Origin of the sequence: Muricoccus radiodurans, from assembly GCF_050154705.1 — a bacterium.
GTDB lineage: Bacteria > Pseudomonadota > Alphaproteobacteria > Acetobacterales > Acetobacteraceae > Roseomonas > Roseomonas radiodurans.
In genome coordinates this window covers 153,419-167,529 of the sequence record NZ_CP189561.1, presented here as the reverse complement: position 1 = coordinate 167,529, position 14,111 = coordinate 153,419, and the positions used below count along the sequence as shown (strand labels likewise).

Below are 14,111 nucleotides of genomic sequence, written 5' to 3'. Positions count from 1 at the left end.
CAAGCGGCGGCGCCGGGTGCCCGGCCGTCCTAGGCCCGGATTGCGGCAAGGGAGGGGCGGGACCGCCTTGTCCCCGCCCGTGGCCGCTGCCACAAGCCCCCGCGCCGGCCCAATCCCCTTCGGAGACCGCGTGGAAGACGCCGAGTACGAGCTGATGGACGCGGTCGAGGACCGGATGTGGTGGTACCGCGCCATCCACGCCCGGCTGCTGTCCGCGCTCACGGCCCGGCCGGGCGTGGAGGTGCTGCCGATCCTGGACGCTGGCTGCGGCACGGGCGGCTTCCTGCGGCACCTCGCGGACGGTGGGCGCCCGGCCGCCGGGGTGGAATTCAATCCGGCCGCGGCGGGCCGGGCGGCCCGGAAATCCGGCCTGCCCGTGGGGGGCGGGGATATCAACGCCCTGCCCTTCCCCGACGCCCGCTTCGGCGCCGCCGTCTCGGTGGACGTCCTCTCCCATGCCGGGGTCGAGGAGGCACGCGCCCTGGCCGAGTTGCGCCGGGTCCTGGCGCCGGGCGGCACGCTGGTCCTGAACCTGCCGGCCTATCGCTGGATGTTCTCGGCCCATGACGTCCGGGTCCACAACGCCCGCCGCTACACGGCGCGGGGCGCGGCCCGCCTCGTGGCCGGCGCCGGCTTCCGCGACGTCACGGCCCGTTACTGGAATTCGCTGCTCCTGCCCCTGATGGTGCTGCAGCGAAAGGTCCTGGCGCGCGGGGACCACGCCAGCGACGTGGGCGACTTCCCGCCCTGGCTGGACAGGCTGCTCCACGGGGTCACCGAGGTGGAGCGCCGCGCGCCGTTCCATTTCCCGGCCGGCGGCTCCGTGCTGGTCGTCGCCACGCGGGGCTGAAGCCGGTATGCGTTTTCCTGACACAAAGCGGCCCCAGGACCGACAAGAGCATGCGTGATCTACCCCGCTGGCGATCACGCCCCGAGGACTCCGACGAAATGCGCTCCGCCGAAGCGATGGCTTCACTCCCGGCCCCCGTGGGCCTCTCCATCGTGGTGCCGGTCTATCGCGGCGCCGCCACGGTCGGGAAGCTCGTGGAGGCCCTCTCCGTCCTCCAGCCGGCCGGCGGGATCGAGATCGTCCTGGTGAACGACGGCTCTCCCGACAACTCGGGCGACGTGTGCCGGGAGCTGGCAACGACGGCGACCGTGCCGCTCACCTATGTCGAGCACGCCCGCAACTTCGGCGAGCACAACGCGGTCATGTCCGGCCTGCGGGTCGCCCGCGGCGCCTACGTCATCACCATGGATGACGACCTCCAGAACCCGCCGGAGGAGGTGCTGAAGCTCTACGACCACGCTCGCCTGGGCGGCTTCGACGTGGTCTACACGCGCTACGCCGTGAAGGAGCACGAGGGCTGGCGCAACCTCGGCAGCCGCTTCGCCAACTGGGTGGCGGACCTGCTGATCGACAAGCCGAAAGGGCTCTACCTCTCCTCCTTCCGCTGCATGAGCGCGCTCGTCGTCCGGGAGGTGACCCGCTACGGCGGCCCCTATCCCTATATCGACGGCCTGATCATGCAGGTGACGCAGCGCATCGCCTCTATCGAGGTGAAGCACTTCGCCCGGATGGAGGGACGCTCCAACTACACGCTCAAGCGCCTCGTCCGCCTCTGGCTGAACCTCGCCACGAACTTCTCCCTGCTGCCGGTGCGGCTGGCGGTCTTCGCCGGGGTGGCCATGGGCTTCCTCGGGCTGATCGCCGCCCTGTTCGTGATCGGCGAGGCGCTGACCGGGGAAACCCCCTCCGGCTGGGCCTCCACCATGACGGTGACCCTGCTCCTCTTCGGCGTGCAGTTCCTCATCCTCGGCGTGCTCGGCGAGTATGTCGGCCGCGCCTTCCTCTCGGCGAACGGCACGCCCCAGGGCGTGGTGCGGGAGGTGGTCCGGGCGGAGCCGGCCCGCATCGCCGCGCGGGAGACGGAACCGACCGCGCCGTGATGCCCCACTGGCTCGCGCTCGCGGCGGCGATCGTCACCTCCCTCGCGGGCCAGGTGTTGCTGAAGTCCGGCGCGGTCGCGGAAGGCGGGTTCATCGCCCAGCTCTTCCGCCCGCAGACGATCGTCGGCCTCGGCCTCTATGGCGGGGCGGCGCTGCTCTACATCGTGGCGCTGCGGCGCATCCCCATGAGCGTCGCGCTGCCCTGCACCGCCGCCTCCTACGTGGTGGCGGTGCTCGTCGGCCACTTCGCCTTCGGGGAGGCGCTGGGCGTGCAGAAGCTGGCGGCCGTCGGGCTCATCGGCGTGGGCGTGGTGCTGCTGGCCAGCGCGTGAACCCCGCCTCCCGCCTCGTCGGCGGGCTTGCCACCGGACAGATCGTCGGATGGGGCGGCACCTACTTCATGCCGCCCGTCCTCGGCGCCGCGCAGGAGCGGGCCCTGGGGCTGCCGGAGGGCTCTGCCGCGATCGGCATCACCCTCATGCTCTCCCTGTCGGCGCTGCTGGCGCCGCGGGTTGGGCGGCTGATCGCGGCGCAGGGGGCCCGGCCGGTGATGACGGCCGGGTCGGTCGTGATGGCGGCCGGGATGGCGACGATGGCGGCGGCGACCTCCTGGCCGATCTTCGTCCTGGCCTGGGCCGTGCTGGGCCTGGCCGCCCCGCTCTGCTTGTCGGAGCCCGCGAATGCCGCGATCGTCCAGGCCGGCCCGGCCGAGGCGCGGCGGCGGATCGGCATCCTCTCTCTCATGACCGGGATGACCGCGACCCTCGCCTGGCCGGCGCTGGCCTGGCTGGAGGCCGAGTTCGGCTGGCGCGGCGCCCTGCTCGCGACGGCGGCCGCGAATCTCGGCTGTGCCGTCCTGCACTGGTGGGTGGCCCCGCCGGGCGCCGCCGCGGTGGGAGCCGGACCGCCCGCACCGCTTCGCTGGACGCCCTGCCTGCGATGGCTCGCTGCCGCGTTCACCCTCAGCGTCATCGTCACCTCAGGCGTCTCGATCTACCTCATCGCCCTGCTGGAATCCTCGGGACTGACACGCGCGGGGGCCGTGGCGATGGCCGCCCTGTTCGGGCCGATCCAGGTGGCCGCGCGGGCGCTGGAGATGACGGCCGGGCGGCACCGCTCGGCCCTGAGCACCGCCCTTCTCGCGATGTCCTTGCTGCCGCCGGCGTTCCTCGTCGCCCTCCTACCGGGATGGCTTCCGGCGCTGGCCCTCGTCACGCTCTACGCCGTCGGCGGCGGGCTGGTGGCGCTGATGCGCCCCTCCTGCGTCCTGGAACTCTCCGGCCCGGCCGGCTACCCGGCGGTACAGGGCCGGGTGATGGGCTGGGTCACCTTCGGGATGGCGGCGGCGCCGAGCCTCTTCGCGCCGCTGCTCGCCCTCGGCGGCCCGCGGGCGACCCTGCTGGCCTGCGCGGCCGGAAGCCTCGCCTCCCTGGTCCTGCTCCGGGGCGCCATCCGACGGGCCCCGACCGGGTAAGGGAGCGGCCGGTCGGTGTCAGGATCAGGTCAAAGGCGCCGGTCGCGCTCCCCCTCTGCCATGCCACGTCAGTGACCGGCGATCCGGGACGGGGTGTTGAAGATCTTGCTCTTGATCCGCGTGATGCCGGCCTCGTCCAGCACCTTGATGATGAAGTCCGCGCAGTTGACCCCGCGCGTCTTTGGCCGGGTGGTGAGGCGACCGATGACGCCGCCGGCGAGACGATAGGTGTAGCGCCCGTTGGCGTTCTTCGTCTTGAAGCGCAGGACCGCCGCCTCCAGCGATGCGCGCTGGGCGTCGTTCATCGGGTACCCTGTGTAGTAGTAGTCGGCCGCGCGGCGATCGCTCTCCTTGTTGACCTCGGTCTCCTCGTCCTCGATCTCGATCTCGTTGATGCCGGAGCCACTCGCACTCGATCCCGAGCCCGTCGATTCCGCCGACTGGGAACCACCCAGCCCCGCCAGCAGGTGGATCTTGCGGGTGACCGCGAACCCCATGATGTCGATGAATTCCAGGTACATCATCGAATGCCCGCCCGTGAGCGACTTGTACGACGCGACGGTCACCTGGCCGCTATTCGCCACGATCGGGCGCCGCACGCCCTGGGCGTTCGGAAACTCGGACTGCCAAACGTTGCCCACCTTGATCATGCTCGTTCCCCACTCCCGTGATCGCCCCCGGCATTCTCGCGCGCGGGGAAGTTGAGGAAGGGTTTGCGGCCGAAAGATCGTGGCCGGCAGCCCTACCGGATCGGCGGCGCGTACATCAGCCCGCCCTGCGTCCACAGGGCGTTCACCCCCCGCGGCAGGCCGACGGGGCTGCCGCGACCGAGGTTGCGCTCGAACACCTCGCCGTAATTGCCAACGGCGCGGATGGCGTTGTAGGCCCAGCGCCGGTCCAGCCCCATCATCGGCCCATGATCCCCGGCCTGCCCGAGGAGACGGCGGATCTCCACCCGCTCGCTGGTCAGCATCTGCTCGACATTCGCCTGGGTGACGCCCAGCTCCTCCGCCTCGATGAGGGCGAAGATCGTCCAGCGCACGATGTCGAACCACTGATCGTCCCCGTGCCGCACGGCCGGGGCGAGCGGCTCCTTGCTGATGATGTCCGGGAGAATGGTGTGGTCCTCGGGACGCGACAGCGCGCTGCGGATGCCGGCCAGCTGGGAGGCGTCGGTGCTGTAGGCGTCGCAGCGGTTCGCCTCATAGGCGCGCCGCGTCTCGTCATTGCTCTCGAAGACCACGGGGCGGAAGGTCACGCGGCGGCTGCGCCCCCAGTCCGCGAGGTTCAGCTCCGAGGTGGTGCCCGCGGTCACGCAGATGGAGGCCCCCTCCAGCTCCTGCGCCCGGCTGATGTTGTGGGTCCGGCGGACGAGGAAGCCCTGGCCGTCATAGAAGGTGACGGCCGTGAAGTTCAGGCCGTTCGCCGTGTCCCGGGTGTGGGACCAGGTGGTCGTTCGCGGCAAGACGTCGATCTCGCCGGATTGCAGCGCGGTGAAGCGCGTGGCGGAGGTGAGGATCGGGAAGCGAACCTTCTCCCCGTCGCCGAGCACGGCTGCGGCGATCGCCCGGCAGGTGTCTGCGTCCAGGCCGCGATAGACGCCCCGGCTGTCCATCGCCCCGAAGCCGGGCGCGCCGGGATGGCCGCCGCAGACCAGCGCGCCGCGGGCCCGGACCGCGCGCAGGGTCGGCCCCGGCTCCACCGGCTGGGCCGAGGCCTGTCCCACCCCGGCCAGCGCCAGCAGCGCGGCAGCGAATGCCATCCTGAGCGTCATGCCGTCCTCCCCTCGCGCGCGCCGGCCCGACCCAGGGCCCAGACCGCCGCCATCGCGGCGAGCACGATGGCCAGCCTCGCCTCCCCGGGCAAGACATAGCCGAAGGCAGCGAAGAGCCCAGCGATGCCCAGGAGCAGCCGGCCCGCGATCCCGAGCGGCGACATCAAGTAACCGGCATAGGCGGCCGTGATCGCCAGCAGAGCGAAGACCTGCACGGAGGAGTCGACCAGGATTTCCAGCAGCCCGCCGCGCAGCATCACGCCGGGGTCGTAGATGAAGGCGAAGCCGACGGTGAACCCGGCGATCCCGAAGCGCGTCGCATGGACCGAGGTGATGGTCGGCGGCGCCTTCGCGACCGAGGCCGCCGCGAAGGCCGCCGCCGCGACGGGCGGCGTCGCGTCCGCCAGCACCGCGAAGTAGAAGATGAAGAGGTGCGCCGCCAGCATGTCCACGCCCATGGCGATCAGCTGCGGCACCCCGATCGCGGCGGCGATGATGTAGGACGGCGTGGTGGGCAACCCCATGCCGAGCACAAGAACCGTGGTCGCGAGCAGGACCAGCAACAGCGGCAACGACCCGCCCGCCAGGTCCTTGATGATGCCCCCGAAGGCGACGACCATGCCCGTGGCGGTCAGGGCGGACACCACGATCCCCGCCCCCGCGATGGCGACCGCCAGCGGTGCCATCGTCAACCCCGCCTGCACCAGCGCATCGAAGATCACCCGCGGCGTCATCCGCGTGCGCCGCCGGAGGGTCGCGATGACGATCATGGCCATGGTGGCGCAGAAGGCGGCGAAGTTGCCGGACCAGCGCTCCATCATCAGGTAGACCAACACCACCATCGGCAGGACGAGGTGGGCGTCCGCCAGCACCTCCCGCCAGGACGGGATCTCGGAGGCCGGCATGGCGGTCATCCCCGCCCGCTTCGCCTCGAAGTGCACCGCGGCCAGGATGGCGAAGTAGTAGAGGACGGCGCCGATCGCCGCCGCCACCACGATCTCGCCGTAGGGGATGTTGGTGATCTCCGCCATGACGAAGGCGGCCGCCCCCATCACCGGCGGCATGATCGCGCCGCCGACCGAGGCCGCGGCTTCGATGCCTCCGGCGACCGCCGGGCGGTAGCCGATGCGCTTCATCAGCGGGATCGTCATCGCCCCGGTCGTGATGACGTTGGACACGGACGAGCCTGACATGGTCCCGAACAGGCCCGAGGTGATCACCGCCACCTTCGCCGGGCCGCCCGTGTAGCGCCCGGCCGCCGCGGCGCCGAGATTGCTGAACAGCCGCCCCGTGCCGCTGGCCTGCATGAACGACCCGAAGATGATGAAGACGGCGATGGTCGTTGCGACGATCCCGGTCAACGGCCCGTAGACCCCGCCCGCCGTGGGCACGAGCCAGGACGCCTCCAGGATCTCGTTCGCCGTGAAGACGCGCGTGTTCAGCACGCCCGGCAGCAGGTGGCCGAACTGCATGTAGGCCAGGCTGCCGATCACCATCCAGGCAAGCCCCGGCTCCACGGCCCGCCGCGTCGCCTCCAGCAGGGTGATAATCGCCAACACGGCCATCACCGCCATGATGCCGGAGAAGGGGTCCACGTATTCCATGCGGTCCGAGACCGCGCCCGCGTAGACCCAGACCCAGACGTGCGGCGCCGCCGCGGCGGCGAACCACAGCCAGTCCACCACCGTCGGCCGGTCTGTCGGACTGGACTTCACCGCCGGCCAGAGCAGGAAGATCGGCGGCACGAAAGCCAGCAGGTGGAAGGCCCGCATCGCGATCGGCTCCGGAAAGCCGAAGCCGCCGAAATAGAGGTGGACGGCGCTCGCCAGCGCCAGCCACCCGGTCAGGATCGGCCCGAGTGGCCCGCGCAGGTTCCGCAAGTGAGGCTCAGGCCGCCGGCATCACGCCGGCCTCCCGGTACGCCTTGATCGCGCCGGGATGGAGCGGGGCGCCCGAGTACCGCCAGGAGGTCGCGGGATCATAGCCCGCCATGGAGGCGTGGATCTGCGTCAGCCGCTGCCCCTTCGCGCGGATCAGCGTGCGGGTCATGCGATAGGCCACGTCCTCCGGTACGGAGTCGTGGACCATGATCACGCTGTCCATCGTCGTCACCGGCAGGTCGGCCGACTGGAGCTGCGGATAGGTCGCGGCGGGAATGATGCCCTCGTTATAGGCATAGGTATCGATCATGTGCTTTCGCAGGTCGTCGGGGAATCCGACGAGCCGTGCCGAGCGCCGGCCCTGCCCAATCTCCGTCAGGATCGCCGCAGGCTTCGCGAGCGCGACGTAGAGGTAGTCCACCTGCCCGTCCCCGAAGGCCGCCGCGATGTCGTTGTAGGACCCGTTGAGGTAGCGCCCGCCCTCGGACCGGATCTTGTCCGGCGAGGTGCCGAGGAAGCGCAGGATGCGCTGCAGCGTCATCTCGTCCGTCGAGGAGCGCTGCGGGCAGCCGATCCGCAACCCGCGCTGGGTCAGCAGGCCGCGCAGGTCCTCCGGCTGCTTGTCCGCGGCGCGCAGCAGGTTGTGTTCGGTCGGCGAGTACCCCGTGCCGAGGGTGCGGATGCGCTCGTGCTTCGCGGTGTAGGGCTCCTCCCCCCGCACGGCGGCGGCGGTGAAGGTGTCGATGCCCCAGCCCATCTGGGACTGGTTGTTGTTCACGCGGGTGGAGTTCGCCAGCCCGCCGCCCGGCACGACGCGGAGCTGGATATCCGGATTCTCGTCCCGGATGAGCGAGGCGAGCCCCGCCGCCATCGTGTACCAGCCGCCGCCGAGCGACCCTGCGACATACTCGAAGGTCTGCTGCGCCAGCGCGGTGCGGACGAAGGGCACCGCCAGGGCACCGCCCAGCACGACACGGCGGGCGAAGGGGCGGCGGGAGAAGGGGGGGAGCATGATCGCCTCCGGGAAGCCGTTGCTGGGGAAGGATGATGAACGGGTCCGGCCTGGCCCTGCAACAGCCGTGCCCCTGGCATCCACTCCCGCCCGTTGACCGGACCCGCGCCCAGGGCCAGCGTGCGGGGCCTTCCGACACGGACCCCAATGGCATCCACCGCCGGCGCTGCGCGCCCCTCCCGCCTCGAGTTCTGGCGCCTCGCTCTGCCCGGACTGGCCGTGTCCTTCGCGATCGCGGCCCTCGCGATCGGGGTGCGGAACGCCACCGGCCTCGCGGCGCTGAACCCGGTCGTGGTGGCGCTGGTCGCCGGCATCGGGCTTCGCGCCGCACTCGGGCTGCCGGGGGTGATCAAGCCCGGCATCGCTGCCGCGGTGCGGCCTGTCCTGCGCTTCGCGATCGTCCTGCTGGGCCTTCAGGTGACGCTCGGCGCGCTCCTCTCCCTCGGCGGCGGTGCGCTCGTGGTCGCAATGGCCGTGGTCGGGACCACCCTGCCCTTCACCATCTGGCTCGGCCGCCGGATGGGGGTTGAACCGGCTCTGGCCACCCTGATCGGGACGGGCACCGCGATCTGCGGGGCATCGGCCATCGTGGCCGCCAACCAAGTGGCGCGGGGACGCGACGGGGACGTGGCCTATGCCCTGGCCGTGATCACCCTCTGCGGAACCGCCGCAATGCTTCTCTGGCCGCTGTTGGCCGCCCCGCTCGGGCTTGATGCGCGCGCCTACGGGCTCTGGGCCGGCGCTTCGGTGCATGAGGTGGTCCAGGCCGTCGGCGCGGCCGCCGCGGGCGGCGACGAGGCCACCCGCGCCGGGACCGTGATGAAGCTGGCGCGCGTCTTCCTTCTCGCCCCGGCGGTCCTGGCCCTCGGCGCCTGGATGGCCCGCTCCGGCGGCTCGGCCGGGGAGGCGAAGGTGGCCGTGCCCTGGTTCGCGTTCGGCTTCCTGGGCATGGTGGTCCTGGGCTCCGCCGGTCTGGTGCCCGATGCGGCGGTGTCCCTGTCCCGCGCCGTCGTCCCCATCCTGATGGCGGCCTCGGTCGCGGCGCTCGGCCTGTCCACGGACCTGAAGGACCTGCGGCTGCGCGGCGCCGCGCCGCTGGTCCTGGGCGTCGCGAGCAGCCTCTTCATCGCGGCGGTGGCCTATGCCGGCGTGCGCCTGATCGGCTGAGGCCGGCGGCGCCGGCCCCGCGAGCGGTCAGAAGCGGCAGTTGTAGGTCGCCATGGACTGGGCCACGGCCTGGCGCAGCTGAACGCATTGCGGGCCGAGCGCCTCGCGAGCCTGCGCACTCTGCGCCACCGCGCGCCAGGACTCGCGCATCTGCATCACCGCGGCCCCGACCTGGGCGCGGCTCGCGGTCGGGACGTTATTGCTTAAGCACTGCTCGTAGCGGGCGATGAAGTCGTCGCATTCCGGCACGCCGATCGGCGCCTGGCTCTGCGCGAGGACGGGTGCCGTGAGGGTGGCCAGCAGGGTGGCCGCGAGGCCGAACGGACGAAGCATGCGGTTCTCTTCCAGCGACGAGGTGTCGCGGGCTGCAAGCTAGGCTCCGGGCCGCGCGGCGGGATCGCGCGGCCCGTCATGTCCGTCGCGCGGGCGAAAGCGCCCGTCCGTTCAGCACCCCTCCGCAACGAAGACCCGGGACGGCGTGACGAATTCCTCCTGCGCCGCGACCGTCAGGATCTCGCGCGACTTCTCCTCCGCCGTCCGGCGCAGCAGCCCGAAGATCGAGGAGGTGGCGTTGGACAGCGCCACCCGCGTGTCGCCCCAGCGCAGCCGGTGATACAGGAACAGCGCGGCGATAGCGTCCCCCGCCCCGTTGACCGAGACCGGCAGCCGCGGCGTGCGGACCCGCCAGACCTGCCCCTCCTCGGACGCCATCAGGTCCACCGAATCCTCTGGCGTGTCTTCCACCTGAAGGGACGTCACCAGCACCGTGCGCGGGCCGCGGGCCTGGAGTTCGGCGCAGGCCGCCTTCGCGTCCGCCAGCGTCGACACCTTGCGGCCGGTCAGCCATTCCAGTTCGAACTGGTTCGGCGTCAGGATGGTCGCCGCCGGGACGCAGCGGTCGCGCATGAACTCCGGGATGCCCGGACGGACGAAGATGCCGCGGCCGACATCGCCGATCACGGGATCGCAGCACCAGAGCGCCGCCGGGTTCGCCTCCCGCACCCGCTGCACGGCGTCCAGGATCGCCTCCCCGATCGCAGCGTCGCCCATGTAGCCCGACAGGACGGCGTCGCAGCGCGGCAGCGCCTCCCGCTCCGCGATCCCCTGCACGAGGTCGCGGATGAGTTCCGCCCCGAAGACCTGTCCGCGCCAGGCGCCGTAGCCCGTGTGGTTGGAGAACTGCACCGTGTTGACTGCCCAGACCTCCGCCCCCAGCCGCTGCAGCGGGAAGACGGCACTGGCATTCCCAACGTGGCCGTAAGCGACCCAGGACTGGATCGAGAGGATGTTCATTCTGTCGTTTCCGTCCGCTGAGAGGATCAGTCGGTCAAGCCGTGAGGGCCGGCCCTAGCCGTTCGGAACGCCCGAGGCTGCCCTTGCCGCTCACCGGAAGCTGCCATCCCGGCGCCAACGCCTTCACCATGGAGGCCGCCCTGCCACAGGCGGTGACGCGTTGCACCTGCAGCTTCTGCTGCAAGCGCGGGGCCCTTCATGCCGAATGCAAGCCGACCCAGTTCCGCCCCACGGCGCCGGAGCGCGGGCTCGCGACCCACCGGTGGAACACGCGGCAGGTCGCCCCTCATTTCAGCCCGACCTGCGGCTGCGCGACGCACTCGGACAGCCCTGATTTCCAGCCGGATGGCAGCTGGGAGGGCACGACCCGGCGCATCGCCGTGAACGCGTGGTTGATCGACGGCTTCGACGCCGCGACCGTCATCGACGGCCGGAACCTCTGGTAGCGCGTGCCGTTAGGCACAGCGCCCGCCATCCACCGGCAGCAGCACGCCCGTGATGAAGGAGGAGGCGTCCTCCGCCAGCCAGACGCAGGCATTCGCGATGTCGGCCGGCGTGGAAAAGCGCCCGAGCGGGATGGTCGCGAGGAAGCCCGCCCGGTTCTCCGGCGTGTCCTCCATGCCCATGAAGGCCGAGGTCAGCCCGGTCCCGCCGATCACCGGGCAGATCGCGTTCACCCGGATGTTTTCCGCCGCCCATTCCTGGGCCAGCCCCTGGGTGATGACGTTCGCCGCCCCCTTGGTCGCGTTGTACCAGGTCAGGTTCGGCCGCGGCCGCAGTCCGGCGGTCGATGAGACGATGAGGAAGGACCCGCCGCCCCGCGCCTTCATCGCCCCGTGCGCCGCCCGGGCCATGAGGTAGAGCGACTTCACGTTCACCGAAAAGACCTTGTCGAAGGCCTCCTCTTCCACGTCGAGGGAGGGCTGCCGGGAATAGGTCCAGCCCGCATTGTTCACCACGATGTCGAGACCGCCGAGGCCCGACACCGTCCCCTCGACCATCGCCCGCACGTCGGCCGCCTTCGAGACGTCGCCGCCAAGGGCGATCCCGCCGATCTCTCCCGCCACGCGCCGCGCGCCGTCCAGGTTGAGGTCCGCCACGGCGACCCTGGCCCCCTGGGCGGCATAGGCCCGGGCGATCCCCTCCCCGAAGCCAGAGGCGGCGCCCGTGACGAGGGCGGTCTTTCCTTGCAGGCGCATGGGGGGCTCCGGTCGGTGCGGGCGCGTCGGGGCGCGGCGTCTGGACGTTTGGCCGCGGCGGGCGGGCAGGCCGGCCGCCGCGGGGCGCGCACTCTCCGGACCGCTGCGCGGCCGGTCAACCGGCCGGTTCCGGTTGCGCCGCGCGTGCCCTGACGCTAGACGCGCCCCTTCGCACCCCCGGTCGGCATCGGGGGCGCCATCCCGCCGAGGCACCCCATGAAGTCCGACATCCACCCCGACTACCACGAGATCACCGTCGTCATGACGGACGGGACCACCTACAAGACCCGCTCCTGCATGGGCGCCCCCGGCGACACGCTTCGCCTGGACATCGACCCGAAGTCGCACCCGGCCTGGACCGGCCAGCAGCGCATCGTGGACACGGGTGGCCAGATCGCGAAGTTCAACAAGAAGTTCGCCGGCATCGGCACCCGCAAGGCCTGAACCAGGGCCGGCGCTGGTCTGCGAATTGTGCAGACCAGCCTTGAATTTGCTGCATAATCCGATCGGTCCCTCGGCTTGAAACCGCAGGGGCCGATTTCTATTTTCGGGCTGTCGGCGGCGCCCGGATGGGGCCGCGGACGTGACGGAGGCGGCGGCGCGGCCCGATCGGGGGCGCTGATCCACCTCCGATCGCAATGGCAACAGCAACCTTGCTCTCGCAGGAGGTTCGCGTGAACGCTCTCGACTTCTCTCCCCTTTTCCGCACCGCCATCGGCTTCGACCGGCTCGCCCGGCTGATGGACACCGCCCGCGCCGCCGCGGACGCCCCGGCCTACCCCCCCTACAACATCGAGCGGACGGCGGATGACGCCTACACGCTGACGATGGCCGTGGCGGGCTTCGGCGAGGGCGACCTCGACATCACCGCGCAGGACAACGTCCTCGTCGTGTCCGGCAAGGCGCCGCAGGCGTCCGACAACGGTCGCTTCCTGCACCGCGGCATCGCTGGCCGCGCCTTTGAGCGCCGCTTCGTGCTGGCCGACCACCTCCGCGTGGAGGGTGCCAGCCTGGAGAACGGCCTTCTGCATGTGGCGCTGAAGCGTGAGGTCCCGGAGGCCCTGAAGCCCCGCAAGATCGCGATCAACGGCAGCCAGCCGCGCGCGATCGAGGGCGAGGTCTCCAACGACACCGCGCCTCGCGGGGGTGAGCAGGCCCAGGCGGCCTGACCTCCGTCCCGACGACCCGCGTCCGAAACAGGGGGCCGGCGGAGAGATCCGCCGGCCCTCTCCGCTATCCGGGTTTCCGGAAAAAGCTGTCGGCCACGGCTCTCTGGCTGCCGCGGGCCTCGACTGCCGCCTCGCAGCGGGCGATCTCGGCCCGCAGTTCCGCGACATAGGACTGGATGGCCCGGACCGACATCCCCTCCAGCGCCGCCGGCCGGAACACCTCGCTTCCCGGCGTGGCCCCGCCGCGACGATCGTCATCCTCCACCATTCACCCCTTCTTTCCGGGCTTGGCCCGAATCTTCCCCGCTTCTATACCCCCTCGCGATCGCGAGCGGGGGGCTGCCCCGCCAGCACGAGGTTTTCCCTATGCCGACTCCTCTCATGCCGAAGGCCACCGCCGTGTGGCTGATCGAGAAGACGTCCCTCACCTTCGACCAGGTGGCGGAGTTCGTGGGCATGCACCCGCTTGAGGTCCAGGCCATCGCCGACGGCGAGGTGGCGCAGGGCATCGTCGGCTACGACCCGATCGCCAACGGGCAGCTCACGCGGGAGGAGATCGTCCGCGCGGAGGCCGATCCGAACCACCGCCTCGTCATGCTGGAGAGCACGCTTCCCCAGCCGAAGATCCGCGGAAAGGGCGCGCGCTATACCCCGGTGGCCAAGCGCAACGATCGGCCGGACGGGATCGCCTGGCTCCTGCGGAACTACCCCGCCCTGACGGACGCGCAGATCGCGAAGCTGCTCGGGACGACAAAGGAGACGATCGCCAAGGTGCGCGACCGCTCTCACTGGAACGCGGCGAACATCAAGCCGCGGGACCCGGTCATCCTCGGCCTCTGCACCCAGTCCGACTTGAACGCGCTGGTCACCTCGATCGGCGGCCAGCTCGCCCCGACCGCGGTGCCGGAGGACGACGCGGCCTGATCGGCCGCGCCGGGACGACTGCGGCCAGCTACTGCGTTCGCCGGCCGGCGAAGCGCTCCATCTCCTCCTTGAGGCGGAGCTTCTCTCGCTTCAGGCGGGACAATTCCAGGCTGTTCGGCAAGGGCCGGCCGTCCTCCTCCAGGATGCGGGCGTCGAGTGCGGCGTGGCGATCCTTGAGCGTCTGCAGCCGGGGCTCGTTGAGCATGCGCTGTTCCTCTGCCTGTGGTGCCTGACGGGGGCCCACGACGACTGTCGCCGCGACCCAAGAA

General features: G+C 71.1%; 18 protein-coding genes. 9 read left to right on the top strand and 9 right to left on the bottom strand.

The genetic code is table 11. The annotated features are described in order from the left end of the window. Positions 1-130 precede the first annotated feature (130 nt). From ACP6CK_RS00875 to ACP6CK_RS00860, 4 genes are all read left to right on the top strand, one after another. The gene (locus ACP6CK_RS00875) at positions 131-850 is read left to right on the top strand and encodes a class I SAM-dependent methyltransferase (RefSeq protein WP_426956887.1); all 720 of its coding nucleotides are present in this window, start codon (positions 131-133) and stop codon (positions 848-850) included. Positions 851-948: 98 nt separating this feature from the next. Then, entirely contained in the window at positions 949-1,950 is a 1,002-nt protein-coding gene (locus ACP6CK_RS00870) for a glycosyltransferase family 2 protein (protein ID WP_426956886.1), read from the top strand. Then, positions 1,950-2,282 carry a DMT family transporter gene (locus ACP6CK_RS00865; RefSeq protein WP_426956885.1) on the top strand — a complete coding sequence of 111 codons (333 nt, stop codon included), beginning with the start codon at positions 1,950-1,952 and terminating at the stop codon, positions 2,280-2,282. Before ACP6CK_RS00870 ends, ACP6CK_RS00865 begins: the two co-directional genes overlap by 1 nt. Beyond that, a complete protein-coding gene (locus tag ACP6CK_RS00860) occupies positions 2,279-3,424 on the top strand; it encodes an MFS transporter (protein WP_426956884.1) in 1,146 nt (381 codons plus the stop codon). The genes ACP6CK_RS00865 and ACP6CK_RS00860 overlap by 4 nt, the downstream gene beginning before the upstream one ends. A 68-nt stretch (positions 3,425-3,492) precedes the next feature. On the opposite strand, the gene ACP6CK_RS00855 is transcribed toward ACP6CK_RS00860, so the two are convergent. The 4 genes from ACP6CK_RS00855 to ACP6CK_RS00840 form a co-directional block, all read right to left on the bottom strand. Continuing rightward, on the bottom strand, positions 3,493-4,074 hold the full coding sequence (locus tag ACP6CK_RS00855; RefSeq protein WP_426956883.1) for a hypothetical protein: 582 nt from the start codon (positions 4,072-4,074) through the stop codon (positions 3,493-3,495). Between the two features lie 92 nt (positions 4,075-4,166). Then, positions 4,167-5,198, bottom strand: coding sequence for an amino acid ABC transporter substrate-binding protein (locus ACP6CK_RS00850; protein WP_426956882.1), 1,032 nt, complete (start codon positions 5,196-5,198; stop codon positions 4,167-4,169). Continuing rightward, the gene (locus ACP6CK_RS00845) at positions 5,195-7,078 is read right to left on the bottom strand and encodes a TRAP transporter permease (protein WP_426956881.1); all 1,884 of its coding nucleotides are present in this window, start codon (positions 7,076-7,078) and stop codon (positions 5,195-5,197) included. The genes ACP6CK_RS00850 and ACP6CK_RS00845 overlap by 4 nt, the downstream gene beginning before the upstream one ends. A 7-nt stretch (positions 7,079-7,085) precedes the next feature. Continuing rightward, complete coding sequence (locus ACP6CK_RS00840) at positions 7,086-8,090, bottom strand: TAXI family TRAP transporter solute-binding subunit (protein ID WP_426956880.1); 1,005 nt, start codon at positions 8,088-8,090, stop codon at positions 7,086-7,088. A 147-nt stretch (positions 8,091-8,237) separates the two neighbouring features. On the opposite strand from ACP6CK_RS00840, the gene ACP6CK_RS00835 reads away from it, so the two are divergent. Continuing rightward, on the top strand, positions 8,238-9,257 hold the full coding sequence (locus tag ACP6CK_RS00835) for a YeiH family protein (protein ID WP_426956879.1): 1,020 nt from the start codon (positions 8,238-8,240) through the stop codon (positions 9,255-9,257). A 27-nt stretch (positions 9,258-9,284) separates the two neighbouring features. On the opposite strand, the gene ACP6CK_RS00830 is transcribed toward ACP6CK_RS00835, so the two are convergent. Both ACP6CK_RS00830 and pdxY read right to left on the bottom strand, forming a co-directional pair. After that, positions 9,285-9,590, bottom strand: a complete 306-nt coding sequence (locus tag ACP6CK_RS00830) for a hypothetical protein (RefSeq protein ID WP_426956878.1) — start codon at positions 9,588-9,590, stop codon at positions 9,285-9,287. 111 nt (positions 9,591-9,701) lie between these two features. Then, positions 9,702-10,550 (bottom strand): pyridoxal kinase PdxY, encoded by an 849-nt coding sequence (gene pdxY / locus ACP6CK_RS00825; protein ID WP_426956877.1) that lies wholly within the window; start codon positions 10,548-10,550, stop codon positions 9,702-9,704. An 83-nt stretch (positions 10,551-10,633) separates the two neighbouring features. Between pdxY and ACP6CK_RS00820 the strand changes: the two genes are divergently transcribed. Beyond that, positions 10,634-10,996 (top strand): GFA family protein, encoded by a 363-nt coding sequence (locus tag ACP6CK_RS00820; RefSeq protein WP_426956876.1) that lies wholly within the window; start codon positions 10,634-10,636, stop codon positions 10,994-10,996. 9 nt (positions 10,997-11,005) lie between these two features. Here the strand turns inward: ACP6CK_RS00820 and ACP6CK_RS00815 are convergent, their stop codons facing one another. Further along, positions 11,006-11,749, bottom strand: a complete 744-nt coding sequence (locus tag ACP6CK_RS00815; RefSeq protein WP_426956875.1) for a glucose 1-dehydrogenase — start codon at positions 11,747-11,749, stop codon at positions 11,006-11,008. A gap of 216 nt (positions 11,750-11,965) precedes the next feature. Here ACP6CK_RS00815 and rpmE point away from each other — a divergent pair, with 216 nt between their 5' ends. Continuing rightward, entirely contained in the window at positions 11,966-12,193 is a 228-nt protein-coding gene (rpmE, locus tag ACP6CK_RS00810) for a 50S ribosomal protein L31 (protein ID WP_426956874.1), read from the top strand. 230 nt (positions 12,194-12,423) lie between these two features. Further along, positions 12,424-12,918, top strand: a complete 495-nt coding sequence (locus ACP6CK_RS00805) for an Hsp20 family protein (protein WP_426956873.1) — start codon at positions 12,424-12,426, stop codon at positions 12,916-12,918. A gap of 64 nt (positions 12,919-12,982) precedes the next feature. Here ACP6CK_RS00805 and ACP6CK_RS00800 read toward each other — a convergent pair whose 3' ends face one another. Then, positions 12,983-13,186 carry a DUF1192 family protein gene (locus ACP6CK_RS00800; RefSeq protein WP_426956872.1) on the bottom strand — a complete coding sequence of 68 codons (204 nt, stop codon included), beginning with the start codon at positions 13,184-13,186 and terminating at the stop codon, positions 12,983-12,985. Positions 13,187-13,284: 98 nt separating this feature from the next. Here ACP6CK_RS00800 and ACP6CK_RS00795 point away from each other — a divergent pair, with 98 nt between their 5' ends. Beyond that, complete coding sequence (locus ACP6CK_RS00795) at positions 13,285-13,842, top strand: DUF1013 domain-containing protein (protein WP_426956871.1); 558 nt, start codon at positions 13,285-13,287, stop codon at positions 13,840-13,842. A 28-nt stretch (positions 13,843-13,870) separates the two neighbouring features. Here the strand turns inward: ACP6CK_RS00795 and ACP6CK_RS00790 are convergent, their stop codons facing one another. After that, positions 13,871-14,047, bottom strand: coding sequence for a YdcH family protein (locus tag ACP6CK_RS00790; protein WP_426956870.1), 177 nt, complete (start codon positions 14,045-14,047; stop codon positions 13,871-13,873). Positions 14,048-14,111 lie beyond the last annotated feature (64 nt).

Bases quoted from the DNA above. Each gene is read 5' to 3' on its own strand.
- pdxY (WP_426956877.1), bottom strand. From the start codon at position 10,550: ATGAACATCCTCTCGATCCAGTCCTGGGTCGCTTACGGCCACGTTGGG.
- ACP6CK_RS00790 (WP_426956870.1), bottom strand. From the start codon at position 14,047: ATGCTCAACGAGCCCCGGCTGCAGACGCTCAAGGATCGCCACGCCGCA.
- rpmE (WP_426956874.1), top strand. From the start codon at position 11,966: ATGAAGTCCGACATCCACCCCGACTACCACGAGATCACCGTCGTCATG.
- ACP6CK_RS00800 (WP_426956872.1), bottom strand. From the start codon at position 13,186: ATGGTGGAGGATGACGATCGTCGCGGCGGGGCCACGCCGGGAAGCGAG.
- ACP6CK_RS00835 (WP_426956879.1), top strand. From the start codon at position 8,238: ATGGCATCCACCGCCGGCGCTGCGCGCCCCTCCCGCCTCGAGTTCTGG.
- ACP6CK_RS00865 (WP_426956885.1), top strand. From the start codon at position 1,950: ATGCCCCACTGGCTCGCGCTCGCGGCGGCGATCGTCACCTCCCTCGCG.
- ACP6CK_RS00795 (WP_426956871.1), top strand. From the start codon at position 13,285: ATGCCGACTCCTCTCATGCCGAAGGCCACCGCCGTGTGGCTGATCGAG.
- ACP6CK_RS00850 (WP_426956882.1), bottom strand. From the start codon at position 5,198: ATGACGCTCAGGATGGCATTCGCTGCCGCGCTGCTGGCGCTGGCCGGG.
- ACP6CK_RS00815 (WP_426956875.1), bottom strand. From the start codon at position 11,749: ATGCGCCTGCAAGGAAAGACCGCCCTCGTCACGGGCGCCGCCTCTGGC.
- ACP6CK_RS00840 (WP_426956880.1), bottom strand. From the start codon at position 8,090: ATGCTCCCCCCCTTCTCCCGCCGCCCCTTCGCCCGCCGTGTCGTGCTG.
- ACP6CK_RS00830 (WP_426956878.1), bottom strand. From the start codon at position 9,590: ATGCTTCGTCCGTTCGGCCTCGCGGCCACCCTGCTGGCCACCCTCACG.
- ACP6CK_RS00870 (WP_426956886.1), top strand. From the start codon at position 949: ATGCGCTCCGCCGAAGCGATGGCTTCACTCCCGGCCCCCGTGGGCCTC.
- ACP6CK_RS00855 (WP_426956883.1), bottom strand. From the start codon at position 4,074: ATGATCAAGGTGGGCAACGTTTGGCAGTCCGAGTTTCCGAACGCCCAG.